This is a genomic window from Streptomyces cyaneofuscatus, from assembly GCF_042718795.1.
Classification (GTDB): Bacteria; Actinomycetota; Actinomycetes; order Streptomycetales; family Streptomycetaceae; genus Streptomyces; species Streptomyces cyaneofuscatus_A.
Genome location: NZ_JBHXOX010000008.1, coordinates 217717 through 232254, shown reverse-complemented (window position 1 = coordinate 232254; position 14538 = coordinate 217717). Strand labels below are relative to the sequence as shown.

Here is a 14538-nt window from a genome sequence, read left to right as displayed (position 1 = left end):
TAGGAACAAGGCATCGTTTCCAAAAAAGATGCGCGGTTCCGAAGCCGGTGCGGGGAGGGAATGCCGGGGGGTGGGACTGGTTGCGGCGGGCCGTCAGGGAGTGGCGAGTCCCGCGCTGATGACGGTGTAGAAGCGGTCGAGTCCGGCCTGCAGGGCCGCTCGGTCGTCAGGCCGCGCGGTGTCACCGTCCAGGAGCCAGTCGGCGATGATGTCGAAGAGACCGCCGATCAGTCCCATGGCCACCACATGCGTGTGCGGGGCGACCGGGAGGCCGAGGCGCTGCCAGACGGTCTCGACGAAGGACGCCGCCCACCGGCGGTTGGTCCGGCGGTGCACCTCCGCCAGCGGCGTGACGGCACGGCCCTCGCCGAACGTCACCCGCGCCACCCGCACGTCGTCCACGAACGCGTCCGCGAAATGCCGGATCAGCCGCCGCGCCGCCTCGGTCCCGTCCTCGTCGTCGCGCACCGCGTCCAGCGCGGCGGTCAACCGGCCGGTCACGTCCACGACGATCCGGTCCAGCAGCGCCAGGTAGAGGTTCTCCTTGCCGGTGAACACTTCGTAGAAGCTCTTCGTGCCGACGTAGGCCTGCTTGCAGATCTGCTCGATCGAGGTGTCCTGGTACCCCTGGGCGGAGAACAGCTCCAGCGCCGCGTCCAGCAGATCCTCACGGCGCCTCGCGCGCCGCTCCTCGGCGTCCAGACCTCGGATCCGCCGGCCTCCCGGGCCCTTGCCGTTCACCTCTGCGCCGACCACCAGCCCAACATACAGGGGGCCTCCGGCAGGACAGCTCCTAGTACCCCGGCGCCCCCAGCGCCCGCAGCACATGGGCCACGAGGGCGGCGATCGTCTCCTCGTCGTAGACCGGTTTGCGCAGGAGGTGGCGGTAGTAGAGGGGGCCGTACAGCATCTCCACGGCCAGCGGGAGGTTCGCGCCGGGCAGGATCTGGCCCTGGTCCTGGGCGCTGCGCAGCCGGGCCACCGCCTGCTCCACGCGCGGGTCGACCAACTGTTCCTTCACCGCCTGCGCGAGGACGTCGTCGCGGTGGAGCTCGGAGAGGATGCCCGCGTACGCCGGGCCGAAGGGCGGCACCGTGAGCAGCTTCACCGCGCCCGCCAGGTGGGTGCGCAGGTCCGCGCCGATGTCACCGGTGTCCACGAACGGGGTGGCGTCCACCAGCGCGTCCGTGAACGCCTCCAGCAGGACCGCCCCTTTCGACGGCCACCAGCGGTAGATCGTCTTCTTGCTGACACCGGCGCGGGCCGCGATGGCCTCCACCGTGACGTGCCCGTACCCCTTCTCCGTACAGAGGTCGAGCGCGGCCTGCAGCGTCGCGCGGCGTGATCTCTCGCTGCGGCGCAGGCTACTGGGCGGTGTGATCATCCGGAGAGCATAGGGGGGTTTCAGCCATTCCTTATTGACAGGCAGTCGTCATAGGCCGAACAATACCCAAGCGGAAACGGAACGTACCGTGTCGGTTCGTTCCCACCCTCCGCACCGTTCGTGCCGTTCGTGCCGCGACGAGCCGATCGGGGGACGGCTCGCCCGGCCGACGGCATGGACGACCGCTCACCGATCTGATCCGATCCGATCCGGCCACCGGACGACCGCCCTGCCTGGCCCGGCCCTGATGGCCGCCGGCTCAGGCCGTGATGTCCTTCGTGGTGAAGCGTGCCCAGGCCGCCGAACCGAACACCGCCGCGTACAGGCCCTGGAGTTGGAAGTTCTTGCTGAGCTCCTCCCAGTGGACCGGCTCGCGCAGGACGTCCGCGAACGACATCCAGTGGTGCGGGAACAGGTAGGGGTGGATGCCGCTCAGCTGCGGGATGCTGTCCAGGATCTGCACCGTGATCAGCAGCCCGACCGTCGCCGCCATCGCCCCGATCCCGCTGTTGGTCAGCGTCGAGACGAAGAGCCCGACCGCGGCGAACCCGATCAGTGACGCCGCGACGGCCGCCGCCGTCAGCGCGGCCCGCACCAAACCCTCGCCGAAGCTGATCCGGGTACCGGAGATCGTCGTGACCTCGCCCACGGGAAAGAGCAGCGCGCCGACCGCCAGCGCCGAGGCCGCCACCACGAAGGTCGCGACCAGGCAGAAGGCCAGAACCGACGCGTATTTGGCCAGAAGTAGTCGGGTCCTGCCCGCCGGAGCGACCAATAGGTAGCGCAGCGTCCCGGCGCTCGCCTCGCCCGCGATCGCGTCGCCCGCAACCACGCCGACGGCCATCGGGAGGAAGACCGGGAGCGTCGCGGCGAGGGCGGCGAAGACCAGGAAGAGCCCGTTGTTGGTGACCTGCGTCAGGAACGCCGGGCCTCCCCCGCCGTCCGGCCCGCCCCCTGATCCCGATCCCGCACCGCCGCCGCCCGTCTCGATGCGGACCGCGATCCCGATGAGTACGGGGACGGCGGCGAGCACCGCGAGGAGCGCGTACGTGCGGTGGCGGCGGAGGATGGTGGTGATCTCGGAGCGGAGGATTCCGAGCGTCCATAGAGGGTTACGGGGGTTCTGCCCCGTGGTCCCCGTCGGTCCGGCGGTCTCAGCCTGCGACATCGAATCCCTCTCCCGTGAGTGCCACGAACGCGTCCTCCAGCGATCCGCCCTCGATCCCGAACGCCCGCACCCGCACCCCGCCGCCCACCAGCGCCGCGTTGAGGTCCGCGAGGTCCACCGTGGCGGGCGGGGCGTCGGCGGTCAGCCGGTCGCCGTCCACGCTCACGCCTCCGAGGCCGTGCTCCTGGAGGATGCGAGCGGCGTCGGCGGGGTCGGGGGTGGTGACGGCGAGGCGGCCGCGGGCGCTCGCGGCGAGTTCGGCGACCGAACCCTGGACCAGCAGTCGGCCACGAGCCATCACCGCCGCGTGGGTGCATACCTGTTCGATCTCGTCCAGCAGGTGCGAGGAGAGGAACACCGTGGTCCCCTCGGCCGCCAGCTCCCGGACCAGGGAGCGGATCTCCCGCATGCCCTGCGGGTCGAGGCCGTTGGTCGGCTCGTCCAGGACGAGCAGGCGGCGGGGCCGGAGCAGGGCGGCGGCGAGCCCGAGACGCTGTTTCATGCCGAAGGAGTACACCTTCGCCTTCTTGGCCGAAGCGGCGGCGAGGCCGACCCGGTCCAGGGCGTGGGCGACGCGGGCACGGCGGGTGCGCGGGTCGGCGGTGGGGTCGGCCCGGTCGTACCGCAGGAGGTTGTCGCGGCCGCTCAGGTAGCCGTACAGGGCGGGGCCCTCGATCAGCGCGCCGACCTCCGGGAGGACCGTACGGGCCGCCCGGGGCATGGGGCGGCCGAGGACGCTGGCCGTGCCGGACGTGGGGTCGATGAGGCCCATGAGCATCCGGATGGTGGTGGTCTTGCCGGAGCCGTTGGGGCCGAGGAAGCCGAAGACGCTGCCGCCGGGGACGGTGAGGTCGAGGCCGTCGACGGCGAGCCGGCCGCCCCGGAAGCGCTTGGTGAGGCCGCGGGTCTCGATGACGGGGTTCTCGATGACGGGGGCGGCTCCGCCCCGGGCCGCATACGTCGGGGCTGTCGCTGTGTCCCCAGCCCTCGCCGTGCCCGCAGCCGCCGTGCCCGCAGCCGCCGCCGCGCCCGCAGTCGCCGCTGTCTCCGTCTCCGTCATGCCGGTCGCACCTCTCAGCTCAGCACGCGCGGGGGCCCAGGGCGGGCGCAGAGGCCGGACCGCCCCGCCGCACGGGTGCGCGACGGGGCGGTACGACCGGGTGATCCCGTAGGCCCTACTTGGCGCCGTCGGCCGCCCGTACCAGCGCGTCCTTCGTCACCGCTCCGACATATACCTTGCCGTCGTCGGTCAGCAGGGCGTTGACGAGGCGGGTCTTGAAGACCGTGCCCGAGCCGAACTTCCCGGTGACCTTGTCGCCGAGCGCGTCCAGGAAGCCCTGGGCCTCGGCCGGGACGTCGCCCGAGCCCGCCGTGGGCAGGCCCTTGCCGCCGGGGATCTCGATGGCGGCGATCGACGTCCACCCCTTGCCGATGACGTTGACGCCCTCGGAGCCCTCCAGCCCCTCCAGCCCCGGGATCTGGCCGGAGAACTGCTCCGGAAGCGCCTTCTGCGGCGTGCCGTGCTCGTCCTTGCCGGTCTCCAGCTCGTCGGCCTCCGTCACCTTGGCGCCCTTGGGAGGGGTGAAGTCGAACGACGAGGCGGCGGGCTTGGCGAAGTCCACCTTGGTGAAGCCGGCGTCGACCACGGCCTTGCCGCCGGCCGCCGCGGCCAGCGTGAACTTCAGCGGTACGCCGTTCTCCGCGTCCACCGCGATCCGGACCGAACCGACCGTCGAGCCTTCCTGCTTCGGCTTGATGAGCAGTTGGTACGCGTCACGGCCCGCCACCTGCGCGGTGCCGTCCACGGTGACCGACGTGGTGTCGCCGACCGCCGCCAGCGCCTGCTCGGCGAAGTCCTTCGGGGTGGCGGGGACGCCCTTCGGAGCCTTCGGGTCCTTCGGGGCCTCCTTCTCGGCGCCCGCGCCCTCGGGCGCCTCGGCGTGATAGACCTCGTCGGACTTCGAGTCGTACGCCCAGACCTCGCCCTGGTTGTGGACGACGCTGTACTCGGAGGCCTTGCCGAGGATGGAGAGCCGCTGCTTCTCCGGGCCGTCGACGGCCACCCGCAGCGTGTGCGTGCCGGAGGTCAGCTCCATGAGCTTGTCCTCCGGTGCGGCGGCGCCGCCGTCCTTGCCCTCGCCGTCCGCGCCCGGCAGGAACGATCCCGCGAGGCCGTCGAGGGGCAGGCCGAGGTCCGTGCTGATCTTGAACGTGCCGGAGAGCTGCTCCTCGTCGGAAGCGGCGATCTTCTCGATGAGTTCCTGTGCGCTGATCTTCGGCAGGTCCGGGTCGCCGGCGTTGGCGAGTGCCGGGACGAGCCCGATGGTCGCGGCCGCCACCCCCGCGACCGCGACGGGGACGATGTAGCGCGCCGCCTTCCGACGGCCCACGACAGTGCCCGTGGCCTCGCCGATGGTCTCCGCGCTGTCGTTCGGTGCCATGTGTGCCCTACCTCCGTGGTCGGCGGCTTCCGTCCGGTTGCTCATCCACTCCCTGCCGCCATTCTCACCCGATGTGGTCAGGAGTGGTTGGTATCCATCTGACCAAATCGGGCGGCCTGAAGCGTCAACCCCGGGGATCAACCTGACTACTGCTCCGGTATGACAACCGGACGGGGCACATCAGCCATCCCGTAGGGGTAGGGCCCCGGGTGGCCTATTGGGTGACGCGTCGTCAACCAAGGAGGGCGCCGGGGGAACGCACCGGGGAACGCGCCGCGCGTGCTCTCAGCCCGCGCGATGCACCACCGCGTCGCACAGCTCCTCCAGGGCCGACTTCGCGTACCCCTCCGGCAGCGGCGCCAGCGTGGCGCGTGCCTCCTGGGCGTAGCGGACGGTGTCCTGGCGGGCCTGCTCCAGCGCCGGGTGGGCGCGCAGCCGGCGCAGCGCCTCGGCGAGGGTGTCGTCGTCGCTCAGGTCGCCGTCGATCAGCTCGACGAGCTCCAGGTCGTCGGGCTTGCCGTCCTCCGCGGCCTGGGCACGCAGCCGCAGCACCGGGAGGGTGGGGATGCCTTCGCGCAGGTCGGTGCCGGGGGTCTTGCCGGACTCGTGGGAGTCCGAAGCGATGTCGAGGACGTCGTCGGCGAGCTGGAAGGCGATGCCGAGCCGCTCCCCGTACTGCGTGAGGATGTCCACGGTCCGCTCGTCGGCGCCGGCCATCAGCGCGCCGAACCGGCCGGAGACGGCGACCAGCGAGCCGGTCTTGCCGCTGAGCACGTCCAGGTAGTGATCGACCGGGTCCCGGCCGTCGCGCGGGCCCGCGGTCTCCAGGATCTGGCCGGTGACCAGCCGCTCGAACGCCTCGGCCTGGATGCGTACGGCATCGGGACCGAGGTCGGCCAGGATGTGGGAGGCGCGGGCGAACAGGAAGTCGCCGGTGAGGACCGCCACCGAGTTGCCCCAGCGGGTGTTGGCGCTCTCCACCCCGCGGCGTACGTCGGCCTCGTCCATCACGTCGTCGTGGTACAGCGTGGCCAGGTGGGTCAGCTCGACGACGACGGCCGCGGGGACGACACCCGGCGCGTCGGGGTCACCGAACTGTGACGCGAGCATGACCAGCAGGGGGCGGAACCGCTTGCCCCCGGCCCGCACCAGGTGCTGGGCGGCCTCCGTGATGAAGGGCACATCGCTCTTGGTGGCTTCGAGGAGCCCTGCTTCGACAGCGGCCAGGCCCGTCTGGACGTCGGCCTCAAGAGCCTGGTCCCGCACGTGCAGTCCGAACGGCCCGACGACGGTCACGAGGGCATCTCCTGTCTGCTGACGATCACACTCATTGTCGATGTGTCGCTGAGTCTCGAATCAACTTCAGCGTATCCGGTCTCCTGTGGATCACCGTGGGCGCCTTCCCATCACCGCCGGTATGTTCGGGATCAGCTCATACGATCAGGAGTCTCCGCTTTGTCCCACACCGCTGCCGACACCGAGCCGGACCGGCCCCCGCCCGAGGACGACCGCGCCTTCTTCGGCCAGCCACGGGGTCTGATGACCCTGTCGGGCCTGGAGGTCTGGGAACGGTTCTCGTTCCTCGGCATGCAGGCGATCCTGGTGCTGTTCTTCGCCGACACCGTCGCGGGCGGCGGCATGGGCATGGACCCCGGCACCGCCGCCTCCGTATCCGCCGCGTACGGCACCCTCGTCTACCTGGTCTCCGTGGCCGGCGGCTGGCTGGCCGACCGGATCCTCGGCTCGTACCGGGCCGTGCTGTACGGCGGCATCCTCATCGCCTGCGGCCACTACGCCATGGCCGTGCCGACCGACGCGATGACCTGGGTCGGGCTCGGGCTGATCAGCGCCGGGACGGGGCTCCTCAAGCCCAACGTGGCCTCGATGGTCGGCAAGCTCTACCGCACCGACGACGAGCGGCGCGACGCCGGCTTCGCGCTCTACTACATGGGCATCAACATCGGCGCCTTCGCCGGCCCGCTGATCACCGGCTGGCTCGGCGACCACGCGAGCTGGCACTGGGGCTTCTCGGCCGCCGCGATCGGGATGACCCTCGGCCTGATCCAGTACGTGGCGGGCCGTCGTCACCTGGTCGGACGCAAGGAGGGCGCCGAATTCGCGCTCGCCCCCGCCGCCATGCGCCGCGCGATGCGGCTGATCATCGGCGGGGCCGTCGTGGTCGCCGTCCTCGCCACCGCCCTGGCGCTGGCGGGCTGGCTCACCATCGACCGGTTCGTGGACGTGCTCACGGTCATCTCGGTCATCGCCCCGATCACGTACTTCGTGGTGATGTTCCGCAGCCCGCGGGTCACCGCCGAGGAACGCGGCAGGCTGCGGCCGTACGTCGTGCTCTTCCTGGGGTCCGTCGTCTTCAACTTCATCCTCTTCCAGGCGTACTCCACGATGATCCTGCTGGCGTCGACCAACGCCCGCACGGAGATCCTCGGCTTCACCTTCCCGGCCAGTTGGTACGCCTCCGCGCTCGGCGCCTTCGAGGTCGCGCTCGCGCCCGTCGTGGCCGCCACCTGGGTCAGGATGGGCCGCCGCCAGCCGCACGCCTCCAACAAGATCGCCTTCGGCGTCATCCTGGGCGGGCTGTCGTTCCTGCTGATGGTCCTGCCCACCTCCGGCCACGCCGACGACACGTACAAGATGGCCGCCTGGTGGATCGTCGGCTCCTACCTGCTGCTGGGGCTCGGTGACGTCCTGCTGGAGACCTCCGGCCTCTCCGCCAGCAGCAAGCTCGCCCCGAAGGCCTTCGCCAGCCAGACGATGGCCCTGTGGTTCCTGTCCCTGGCCGTCGCCAACGGCATCCAGGCGCAGGTCGTGAAGTTGTACGGCGAGGTCTCCACCCCCGCCTACTTCGGCGTCAACGGCGCGATCGCCGTGGCAGCGGGCGTCGCGATGATCGCCGCCGCGCCCTGGCTGAAGCGCACGATGCACCCCGTCCACTGAGCCGTACGCCCCGAGCACCCCGTCCACTGGCAGCCGTCGCTGAAAGAAGGCGTCGGGTCCTCCACAGAGCGTCGCGTCCTCTACAGAGCGCTGCGTCCTCTACAGAGCGTCGCGTCCTCATAAGAAGGCGTCCCCCGTCCCCCACCGAGGTGACCCATGAACATCACGACCGAGTTCCCGTACGAGACGACCCGCGAGGACGTGGACATCCCGCTGCCCGGCGGGACCCGGCTCTACGCCCGGATCTGGCGGCCCCTGACCGACGAACCGGTCCCCGCGCTGCTGGAGTACCTGCCCTACCGGCTCGGCGACTGGACCGCCCCGCGCGACTGGCAGCGCCACCCCTGGTACGCGGGCCACGGCTACGCCTCCGTACGGGTCGATGTCCGGGGCCACGGCAACAGCGAGGGGCTGCCGGGCGACGAGTACGACGCGCAGGAGCTCACCGACGGGGTCGCCGTCATCCACTGGCTGGCCCAGCAGGAGTGGTGCTCGGGCCGGGTCGGGATGTTCGGCATCTCCTGGGGCGGCTTCAACTCGCTCCAGATCGCCGCGCTCGCCCCCGAGCCGCTGAAGGCGATCGTCACCGTCTGCTCGGCCGACGACCGCTACGACAACGACGTCCACTACATGGGCGGCTCCGTCCTCGCCGTCGACATGCACGCCTGGGCCGCCACCATGCTCGCCTTCGTCTCCCGCCCGCCGGACCCGGCGCAGGTCGGCGACGGCTGGAAGGAGATGTGGCTGGAGCGGCTGGAGGCGGTCGAGCCGCTCATCCACACCTGGCTGGCCCACCAGAGCCGCGACGACTACTGGAAGCACGGCAGCGTCTGCGAGGACTACGGGGCGATCAAGGCCAACGTGCTGGCGGTCGGCGGCTGGCACGACCCGTACCGCGACACCGTCCTGCGCCTGGTCGAGCACCTGGACCCCGGGCAGGTGCGAGGGATCATCGGCCCGTGGTCGCACCAGTACCCGGACCGGGGGCTGCCGCCGGGTCCCGCGATCGGCTTCCTCCAGGAGACGCTGCGCTGGTGGGACCAGCACCTGAAGGGCAAGGAGACGGGCGTGATGCGGGAGCCGCTGCTGCGGTCCTGGATCAGCGGCTCGCACCCGCCCGCCACGGTGTACGAGACGCTGCCCGGCCGCTGGGTCGGGGACGCCTCCTGGCCCTCGGCGAACGTCTCCCCGGTGGCGTACGCGCTCCAGGGCGGTGAGCGGATCGTCGCCTCGCCGCAGCAGACCGGCCTGGACGCGGGCCGCTTCTTCCCGTTCGGCAACGAGGCGGACCTGCCGCCGGACCAGCGCGACGAGGACGCGAAGTCGGTGTCGTTCGAGTTCCCGGTCGAGGAGGCGCCGATCGAGATCCTCGGCCGCCCCCGGGTGAAGCTCCGCCTCCGGATGGACGTACCGCGCGGCCAGGCTATCGCCCGGCTCTGCGACGTGGCGCCCGACGGCTCCTCCACCCTGGTCACCCGGGGCGTCCTCAACCTCGCCGCCCGGCACGGCCGCGACCGCACCGACGACTGGACGCCCGGCGACACCGAGGACGTGGTCTTCGACCTCAACGGCATCGGCCACACCTTCCCGCCCGGCCACCGCATCCGGCTCGCGGTCTCCTCCTCGTACTGGCCCTGGATCTGGCCGCAGGCCGGCTCGGCCGGGTTCACGCTCGACGCGGACGGCAGCTTCGTCGAACTGCCGGTGCGCCGCCACACCGAGGACCCGGCGATCACCTTCGGCGAACCGGAACAGGCCGAACCGCTCGGCGTCGTCTACCCGGTCACCCTGGAGGAGCCGCGCCCGGAACGGCTCGTCGTCCGCGATGTCGCCAAGGGCGAGTGGCGGCTGGAGGTCGACCCGCGCTACGGCGGTACACGGGTCTACCCCGACGGCCTCGAATTCACCGAGGACGCCCTGGAGACGTACACGATCCAGCAGGACGACCCGCTCTCCGCCCGCACCCGCAGCGACTGGCGGATCCGGCTGCACCGGCCGGAGATGTCCTGGGACGTGGAGATCGAGACGCGCTCGGAGATCGCCGCCGACGACAACGACTTCATCACCTCGAACGAGGTGATCTGCAAGGACGGCGGCGAGGTCGTCTTCCACCGCACCTGGGAGAAGCGGATTCCGCGCACGGCGGGCTGAGCGGGCCGCGTCGCGTTCGAAGGGTCCTCCGGATTTCCGGGGGACCCTTCGAACTTTCCGGGCAATAGGCACAGTTGGGGATGGTCGGGGATAGTCGGGGCACTGCCGTGGGGTAGGACCTCCGACGTAACGTGTCCTCCACACGACCTGGAAAGCGAGGCAGCAACACATGCCCGAGCAGAGCAGCCCGCTCGACCTGCCCGAGGGCGACCCCTTCGGCCCGCACAACCTCCCCTACGGTGTGTTCTCCACCCCTGACCACCCCGAGGACCGCCGGGTCGGCGTCCGCATCGGCAACCACGTGCTGGACGCCGGCGCCGCCGCCCACGCGCTCGGCTCCCCGTACGCCGGACTGCTGGCCCAGCCGAGCCTGACGCCGCTGCTCGCGGCGGGCCGCACCGCCTGGAGCGATGTGCGCCGCGCGCTCACCGCCTGGCTGACGGTCCCGGGCCACCGCGCGGACATCGAGCCGCTGCTGCACCCGGTCGACGCGGTGACGCTGCACCTGCCGTACGAGGTCGCGGACTACGTCGACTTCTACGCCAGCGAGCACCACGCCACCAACGTCGGGCAGATCTTCCGGCCGGACGGCGACGCGCTGACGCCCAACTGGAAGCACCTGCCGATCGGTTACCACGGGCGCTCCGGCACCGTCGTGGTCTCCGGCACGGACGTGGTGCGCCCCAGCGGCCAGCGCAAGGCGCCCACCGACCCGGCGCCCGTCTTCGGGCCCTCGGTGAAGCTGGACATCGAGGCCGAGGTCGGCTTCGTCGTCGGCGTCCCCTCCGCCCACGGCACCCCGGTCCCGCTCGCCGACTTCCGCGAGCACGTCTTCGGGCTCTCGCTGCTCAACGACTGGTCGGCGCGCGACCTCCAGGCCTGGGAGTACGTGCCGCTGGGCCCGTTCCTCGGCAAGTCCTTCGCCACCTCCGTATCGGCGTGGGTCACCCCGCTGGAGGCCCTGGACGCGGCCCGCACCGCCCCGCCGACCCGGGACGTGCCCCTGCTGCCCTACCTCGACGACGCGAACGAGGAGGAGCACGGCGGCTTCGACATCCGGATCACCGTCGAGATCAACGGCCGGGTCGTCGCCGAGCCGCCGTTCGCCTCGATGTACTGGACGGCGGCCCAGCAGCTCGCCCACATGACGGTCAACGGCGCGTCGCTGCGGACCGGGGACCTGTACGGCTCCGGCACGGTCAGCGGCCCCGAGACCGCCCAGCGCGGCTCCCTCCTGGAGCTCACCTGGAACGGCCGCGACGCGCTGGAACTCCCCGAGGGCAAGCGGACGTTCCTGGAGGACGGCGACACCGTGACGCTGACGGCCTGGGCCCCCGGCCCGCACGGCACCCGCGTGGGCCTCGGCGATGTGACCGGCAGGATCGTCACGGCACCATGACGACTCCCGCTTCTTCGGTACCTGGCGCTCCTACGCTGACGCTGCCCGAGGAGCTGATCCTGCTCACCCTGGACCCGGGGCGCGGCAAGCCGATGTGCGAGGCCGCGTCTTTGGCGTACGGGGTGGCCGGGGCGGTCCTCGCGGAGCTGGAGCTCCAGGGGCGGATACGGGAGGAGCACGGCCGGGTCCGGGTGGTGAACCCGCTGGACCCGGCCGACCCGCTCCTCGCCGCCCTGCTGCGGACCCTGCCCCAGGCCAAGGGCCGCCGCTCCGGGATGCGCGCCCGGCGCTGGGTGGGCGACTTCGACAAGCACGTACGGGACACCTACCTGGACTCCCTGGTCGAGCGCTCCCTGCTCTCCCGGGAGAACCGCCGCTTCCTCGGCCTGTTCCCGTACCACCGTCACTTCCCGGTACAGCCGGACCTCGTACCGAGCCTCCGCAGGCGGTTCACCCTGGCCGAGACGGCGGGCTACCCGGACCGCCGCGACCGCCTCCTGGCCGCCCTGGTCTCCGCGATCGGCCTCGCCGGCGCACTGACCCGCAACGGCCGCCCCGGCCGCACGGCGATGAAGGTCCTGCGCCGCTCCGAATGGACGGCGATGGCGGTCCATTACAACGTCAAGCAGAACACCTCCGGCGGCGACAGCGGAGGCGGAGGCGACAGCGGCTGGGGCGACGGCGGGAGTAGCTGCGGGGGCGGTTGCGGGGGCGGCGGGGACTAGGGCTTTCCCGTCCGCCTTCCGGATCTCCTGGCTCAGCCGTCCCGATGTCCTGCTCAGTCGTCCCGATGTCCTGGCTCAGCCGTCCGGCTCCGGCCGGGGTCCCGGGTGTTCGGCGTCCCGGACCAGCAGGGCGATCCGCACCCGGTTGTCCACCTCCAGCTTGCTGAACAGGCTGCTCGTGTGGGCCTTGACGGTGGCGACGGTGATGCCCAGCCGCTCGGCGATCTCCCGGTTGCCCAGCCCCTCCGCGATGGCCCGCGCGGTGTCGAGTTCGCGTCGGGTCAGGGCGGACAGCCGCTTCCGGGCGGCTTCCCGGACGGCCGCGCCGACCGCCGGGCCGTCGGCCGCCGTGGCCGCCGCGATGAGCCGCGCCGTGGCTTGCGGCGACAGGGCGGGTTCGCCGCCGGCGACCGTCCGCACCGCGTCGATGATCCGGTCGGGCGGGGTGTGCTTGAGGACGAAACCGAGCGCTCCCGCGCGCAGCGCGTCGAGTACCAGCGCGTCGGAGTCGAAGGCGGTCAGGACGATGACGCGCGGCGGGCGGTCCAGCGCCAGAAGTTCGCGCGTCCAGCTCACGCCGTCCCGCCCGGGCATCCGCACGTCCATGAGCACGACGTCCGGCGTCTTCTCCCGTACGAGGGTGAGGGCCTCCTCCCCGTCGGACGCCTCGCCGACCACACTGAGGTCGCTCTCGCCGTCGAGGACCAGACGGACCGCCATACGGATCAGCTGTTCGTCGTCGACCACGACCACCCGCACCGGCGGCTTACCGGACTCCACGCTCGGTGCCTCCGCTGGGCTCGTCGTCGGGCCGGGGCGACCGGGCGGGGTCGTCCAGCCGCGGTGATCGGGCGGGGTCGTCCGGCCGCGGCGATCGGGCAGGCTCGTCCGGCCGCGGCGACCGGGCGGGCTCGTCCGGCCGCGGCGACCAGGCGGGCTCGTCCGGCCAGGGCAGTCGGGCGGCGAGGGAGAACCCGCCGTCGGGCGCCGGGTGGTGGCCGATCGTCCCGCAGACCGCCCGGACCCGCTCGGCGAGGCCCGGCAGGCCGTACCCGGAGGCCGGCGGCCGGGTCCTCGTACGGGCGGCCGGACCGTTGCGGACGGCGACACCGAGCGCGCCGCCGGGCTCCCCGTCCAGAGTGATCCGGACCGGGGCGCCGGGGGCGTGCTTGGCGGCGTTGGTCAGCGCTTCCCGCACGATGCGGTAGCAGAGGTCGCCCACCGCGTCCGGGGGTTCGCCGGTCGTGTCGACGGTGAGCGTCACGTCCATGCCGGAGGCCCGGGCGTCGTCAACCAGGGCCGGGACCCGGTCGTAGGAGGGGCGGGGCGGCTTCGGGCGGTCCGGCTGCTCGGCCCGGAGCACGCCGAGGACATCGCGTAGATCCTCCAGGGCCCGGTGCGAACCGTCCGCGATCCCCCGTACCAGGACGGCGCGCTCCTCCTCCGCCAGATCGGCCCGGTGGTCCAGCGCCCCGGCCTGCAGGGCGACCAGGGAGATCCGGTGGGCGAGGCTGTCGTGCATCTCGCGGGCGATCCGGTTGCGCTCCAGCACCCGGGCCCGGTCCGCCAGGGCGGCCTGTTCGCGTTCCGCGCTCCGGGCCCGTTCGCGGAGCGACAGGACTTCCGCGCGGCGGGCCCCGACGGCCCATCCCGTGGCGACGGCGAACCCCGCCGTCAGCAGTTGCAGGACGAGTTGGATCCAGGGGGCACCGGGCGGCCGCTCCACCGGGTACAGCCCCGTGGTGAACAGCGGCGCGAAAACGAACGCGGCCACCACCGGCACGATCTCGGCCGGACGCCGCCGGGCCGTCAGGGAGCCGATCGCCAGCAGCGCCGCCCCCGATGCCAGGGCGGAGGCGGCGGACGCGACGGCGACGGCGAGCGCCACGGGGACGGGGAACCGCCGCCGCCAGGCCACCGCGGTCAGGCAGCCGAGGGCGACGAGCGGGTCGCCGGTGACGAACCAGGAGCAGGAGTCCGCCGCGCAGCCACGCGGCAGCAGCGCACCGGTGAGCAGCCAGAGCAGCGCCCCCACAACAGCGGCGGCCCCGAGCCGCACCGCCTGCTGCCCGGGGCCTTGAGAAGGCGCGGGTGCTGGGGAAAGCTCGGGCGTGCGGGATGGCGCGGACGTGCGGGATGGCGCGGGCTCTGGGAAAGGCGTGGGCGTGCGGGGTGGCGCGGGCCCTTGGGGTGGCACGGCGTCCGTCTCCATCGGTTCATTATCTCGACGCGGTGCGGCCGGGTCGTCCGACCTGGGGAGGGGACCGTCTTCGACTCCGGTCGAAGAACCGCGTCCGTCCACCCGTCCCCGGTCC

Annotated in this window: 12 protein-coding genes; 4 read left to right on the top strand and 8 right to left on the bottom strand. The window is 72.1% G+C overall.

Going from position 1 to position 14538, the window contains the following annotated elements; genetic code table 11:
• Positions 1 to 93: 93 nt before the first annotated feature.
• The 6 genes from ACFWRT_RS11335 to ACFWRT_RS11310 all read right to left on the bottom strand — a co-directional run bounded on the left by ACFWRT_RS11335 (position 94) and on the right by ACFWRT_RS11310 (position 6289).
• Positions 94 to 756 carry a TetR/AcrR family transcriptional regulator gene (locus ACFWRT_RS11335; RefSeq protein WP_380953534.1) on the bottom strand — a complete coding sequence of 221 codons (663 nt, stop codon included), beginning with the start codon at positions 754 to 756 and terminating at the stop codon, positions 94 to 96.
• A gap of 37 nt (positions 757 to 793) precedes the next feature.
• Positions 794 to 1384, bottom strand: a complete 591-nt coding sequence (locus ACFWRT_RS11330; protein ID WP_380953533.1) for a TetR/AcrR family transcriptional regulator — start codon at positions 1382 to 1384, stop codon at positions 794 to 796.
• 259 nt (positions 1385 to 1643) lie between these two features.
• Positions 1644 to 2552 carry an ABC transporter permease gene (locus tag ACFWRT_RS11325; protein ID WP_380953532.1) on the bottom strand — a complete coding sequence of 303 codons (909 nt, stop codon included), beginning with the start codon at positions 2550 to 2552 and terminating at the stop codon, positions 1644 to 1646.
• The gene (locus tag ACFWRT_RS11320; RefSeq protein WP_380953531.1) at positions 2539 to 3612 is read right to left on the bottom strand and encodes an ATP-binding cassette domain-containing protein; all 1074 of its coding nucleotides are present in this window, start codon (positions 3610 to 3612) and stop codon (positions 2539 to 2541) included. The genes ACFWRT_RS11325 and ACFWRT_RS11320 overlap by 14 nt, the downstream gene beginning before the upstream one ends.
• A gap of 115 nt (positions 3613 to 3727) precedes the next feature.
• Entirely contained in the window at positions 3728 to 4993 is a 1266-nt protein-coding gene (locus ACFWRT_RS11315) for a LolA family protein (RefSeq protein ID WP_380953530.1), read from the bottom strand.
• A gap of 285 nt (positions 4994 to 5278) precedes the next feature.
• Positions 5279 to 6289: a polyprenyl synthetase family protein gene (locus ACFWRT_RS11310; RefSeq protein WP_380953529.1), complete on the bottom strand. Its 1011-nt coding sequence runs from the start codon at positions 6287 to 6289 to the stop codon at positions 5279 to 5281.
• Positions 6290 to 6448: 159 nt separating this feature from the next.
• Here ACFWRT_RS11310 and ACFWRT_RS11305 point away from each other — a divergent pair, with 159 nt between their 5' ends.
• The 4 genes from ACFWRT_RS11305 (at position 6449) to ACFWRT_RS11290 (ending at position 12223) form a co-directional block, all read left to right on the top strand.
• Positions 6449 to 7948 (top strand): peptide MFS transporter, encoded by a 1500-nt coding sequence (locus tag ACFWRT_RS11305; protein ID WP_380953528.1) that lies wholly within the window; start codon positions 6449 to 6451, stop codon positions 7946 to 7948.
• A gap of 156 nt (positions 7949 to 8104) precedes the next feature.
• Positions 8105 to 10099 carry a CocE/NonD family hydrolase gene (locus tag ACFWRT_RS11300; RefSeq protein ID WP_380953527.1) on the top strand — a complete coding sequence of 665 codons (1995 nt, stop codon included), beginning with the start codon at positions 8105 to 8107 and terminating at the stop codon, positions 10097 to 10099.
• A 169-nt stretch (positions 10100 to 10268) separates the two neighbouring features.
• Positions 10269 to 11498, top strand: coding sequence for a fumarylacetoacetase (gene fahA, locus ACFWRT_RS11295; RefSeq protein WP_380953526.1), 1230 nt, complete (start codon positions 10269 to 10271; stop codon positions 11496 to 11498).
• Complete coding sequence (locus ACFWRT_RS11290) at positions 11495 to 12223, top strand: GOLPH3/VPS74 family protein (RefSeq protein WP_380953525.1); 729 nt, start codon at positions 11495 to 11497, stop codon at positions 12221 to 12223. The genes fahA and ACFWRT_RS11290 overlap by 4 nt, the downstream gene beginning before the upstream one ends.
• 75 nt (positions 12224 to 12298) lie before the next feature.
• Here ACFWRT_RS11290 and ACFWRT_RS11285 read toward each other — a convergent pair whose 3' ends face one another.
• Positions 12299 to 13003, bottom strand: a complete 705-nt coding sequence (locus ACFWRT_RS11285; protein ID WP_380953524.1) for a response regulator transcription factor — start codon at positions 13001 to 13003, stop codon at positions 12299 to 12301.
• Positions 12990 to 14282: a sensor histidine kinase gene (locus tag ACFWRT_RS11280; RefSeq protein ID WP_380953523.1), complete on the bottom strand. Its 1293-nt coding sequence runs from the start codon at positions 14280 to 14282 to the stop codon at positions 12990 to 12992. The genes ACFWRT_RS11285 and ACFWRT_RS11280 overlap by 14 nt, the downstream gene beginning before the upstream one ends.
• Positions 14283 to 14538 lie beyond the last annotated feature (256 nt).

Coding starts and splice junctions, on each gene's coding strand:
- fahA (WP_380953526.1), top strand. CDS start 10,269: ATGCCCGAGCAGAGCAGCCCGCTCGACCTGCCCGAGGGCGACCCCTTC.
- ACFWRT_RS11315 (WP_380953530.1), bottom strand. CDS start 4,993: ATGGCACCGAACGACAGCGCGGAGACCATCGGCGAGGCCACGGGCACT.
- ACFWRT_RS11320 (WP_380953531.1), bottom strand. CDS start 3,612: ATGACGGAGACGGAGACAGCGGCGACTGCGGGCGCGGCGGCGGCTGCG.
- ACFWRT_RS11330 (WP_380953533.1), bottom strand. CDS start 1,384: ATGATCACACCGCCCAGTAGCCTGCGCCGCAGCGAGAGATCACGCCGC.
- ACFWRT_RS11300 (WP_380953527.1), top strand. CDS start 8,105: ATGAACATCACGACCGAGTTCCCGTACGAGACGACCCGCGAGGACGTG.
- ACFWRT_RS11325 (WP_380953532.1), bottom strand. CDS start 2,552: ATGTCGCAGGCTGAGACCGCCGGACCGACGGGGACCACGGGGCAGAAC.
- ACFWRT_RS11290 (WP_380953525.1), top strand. CDS start 11,495: ATGACGACTCCCGCTTCTTCGGTACCTGGCGCTCCTACGCTGACGCTG.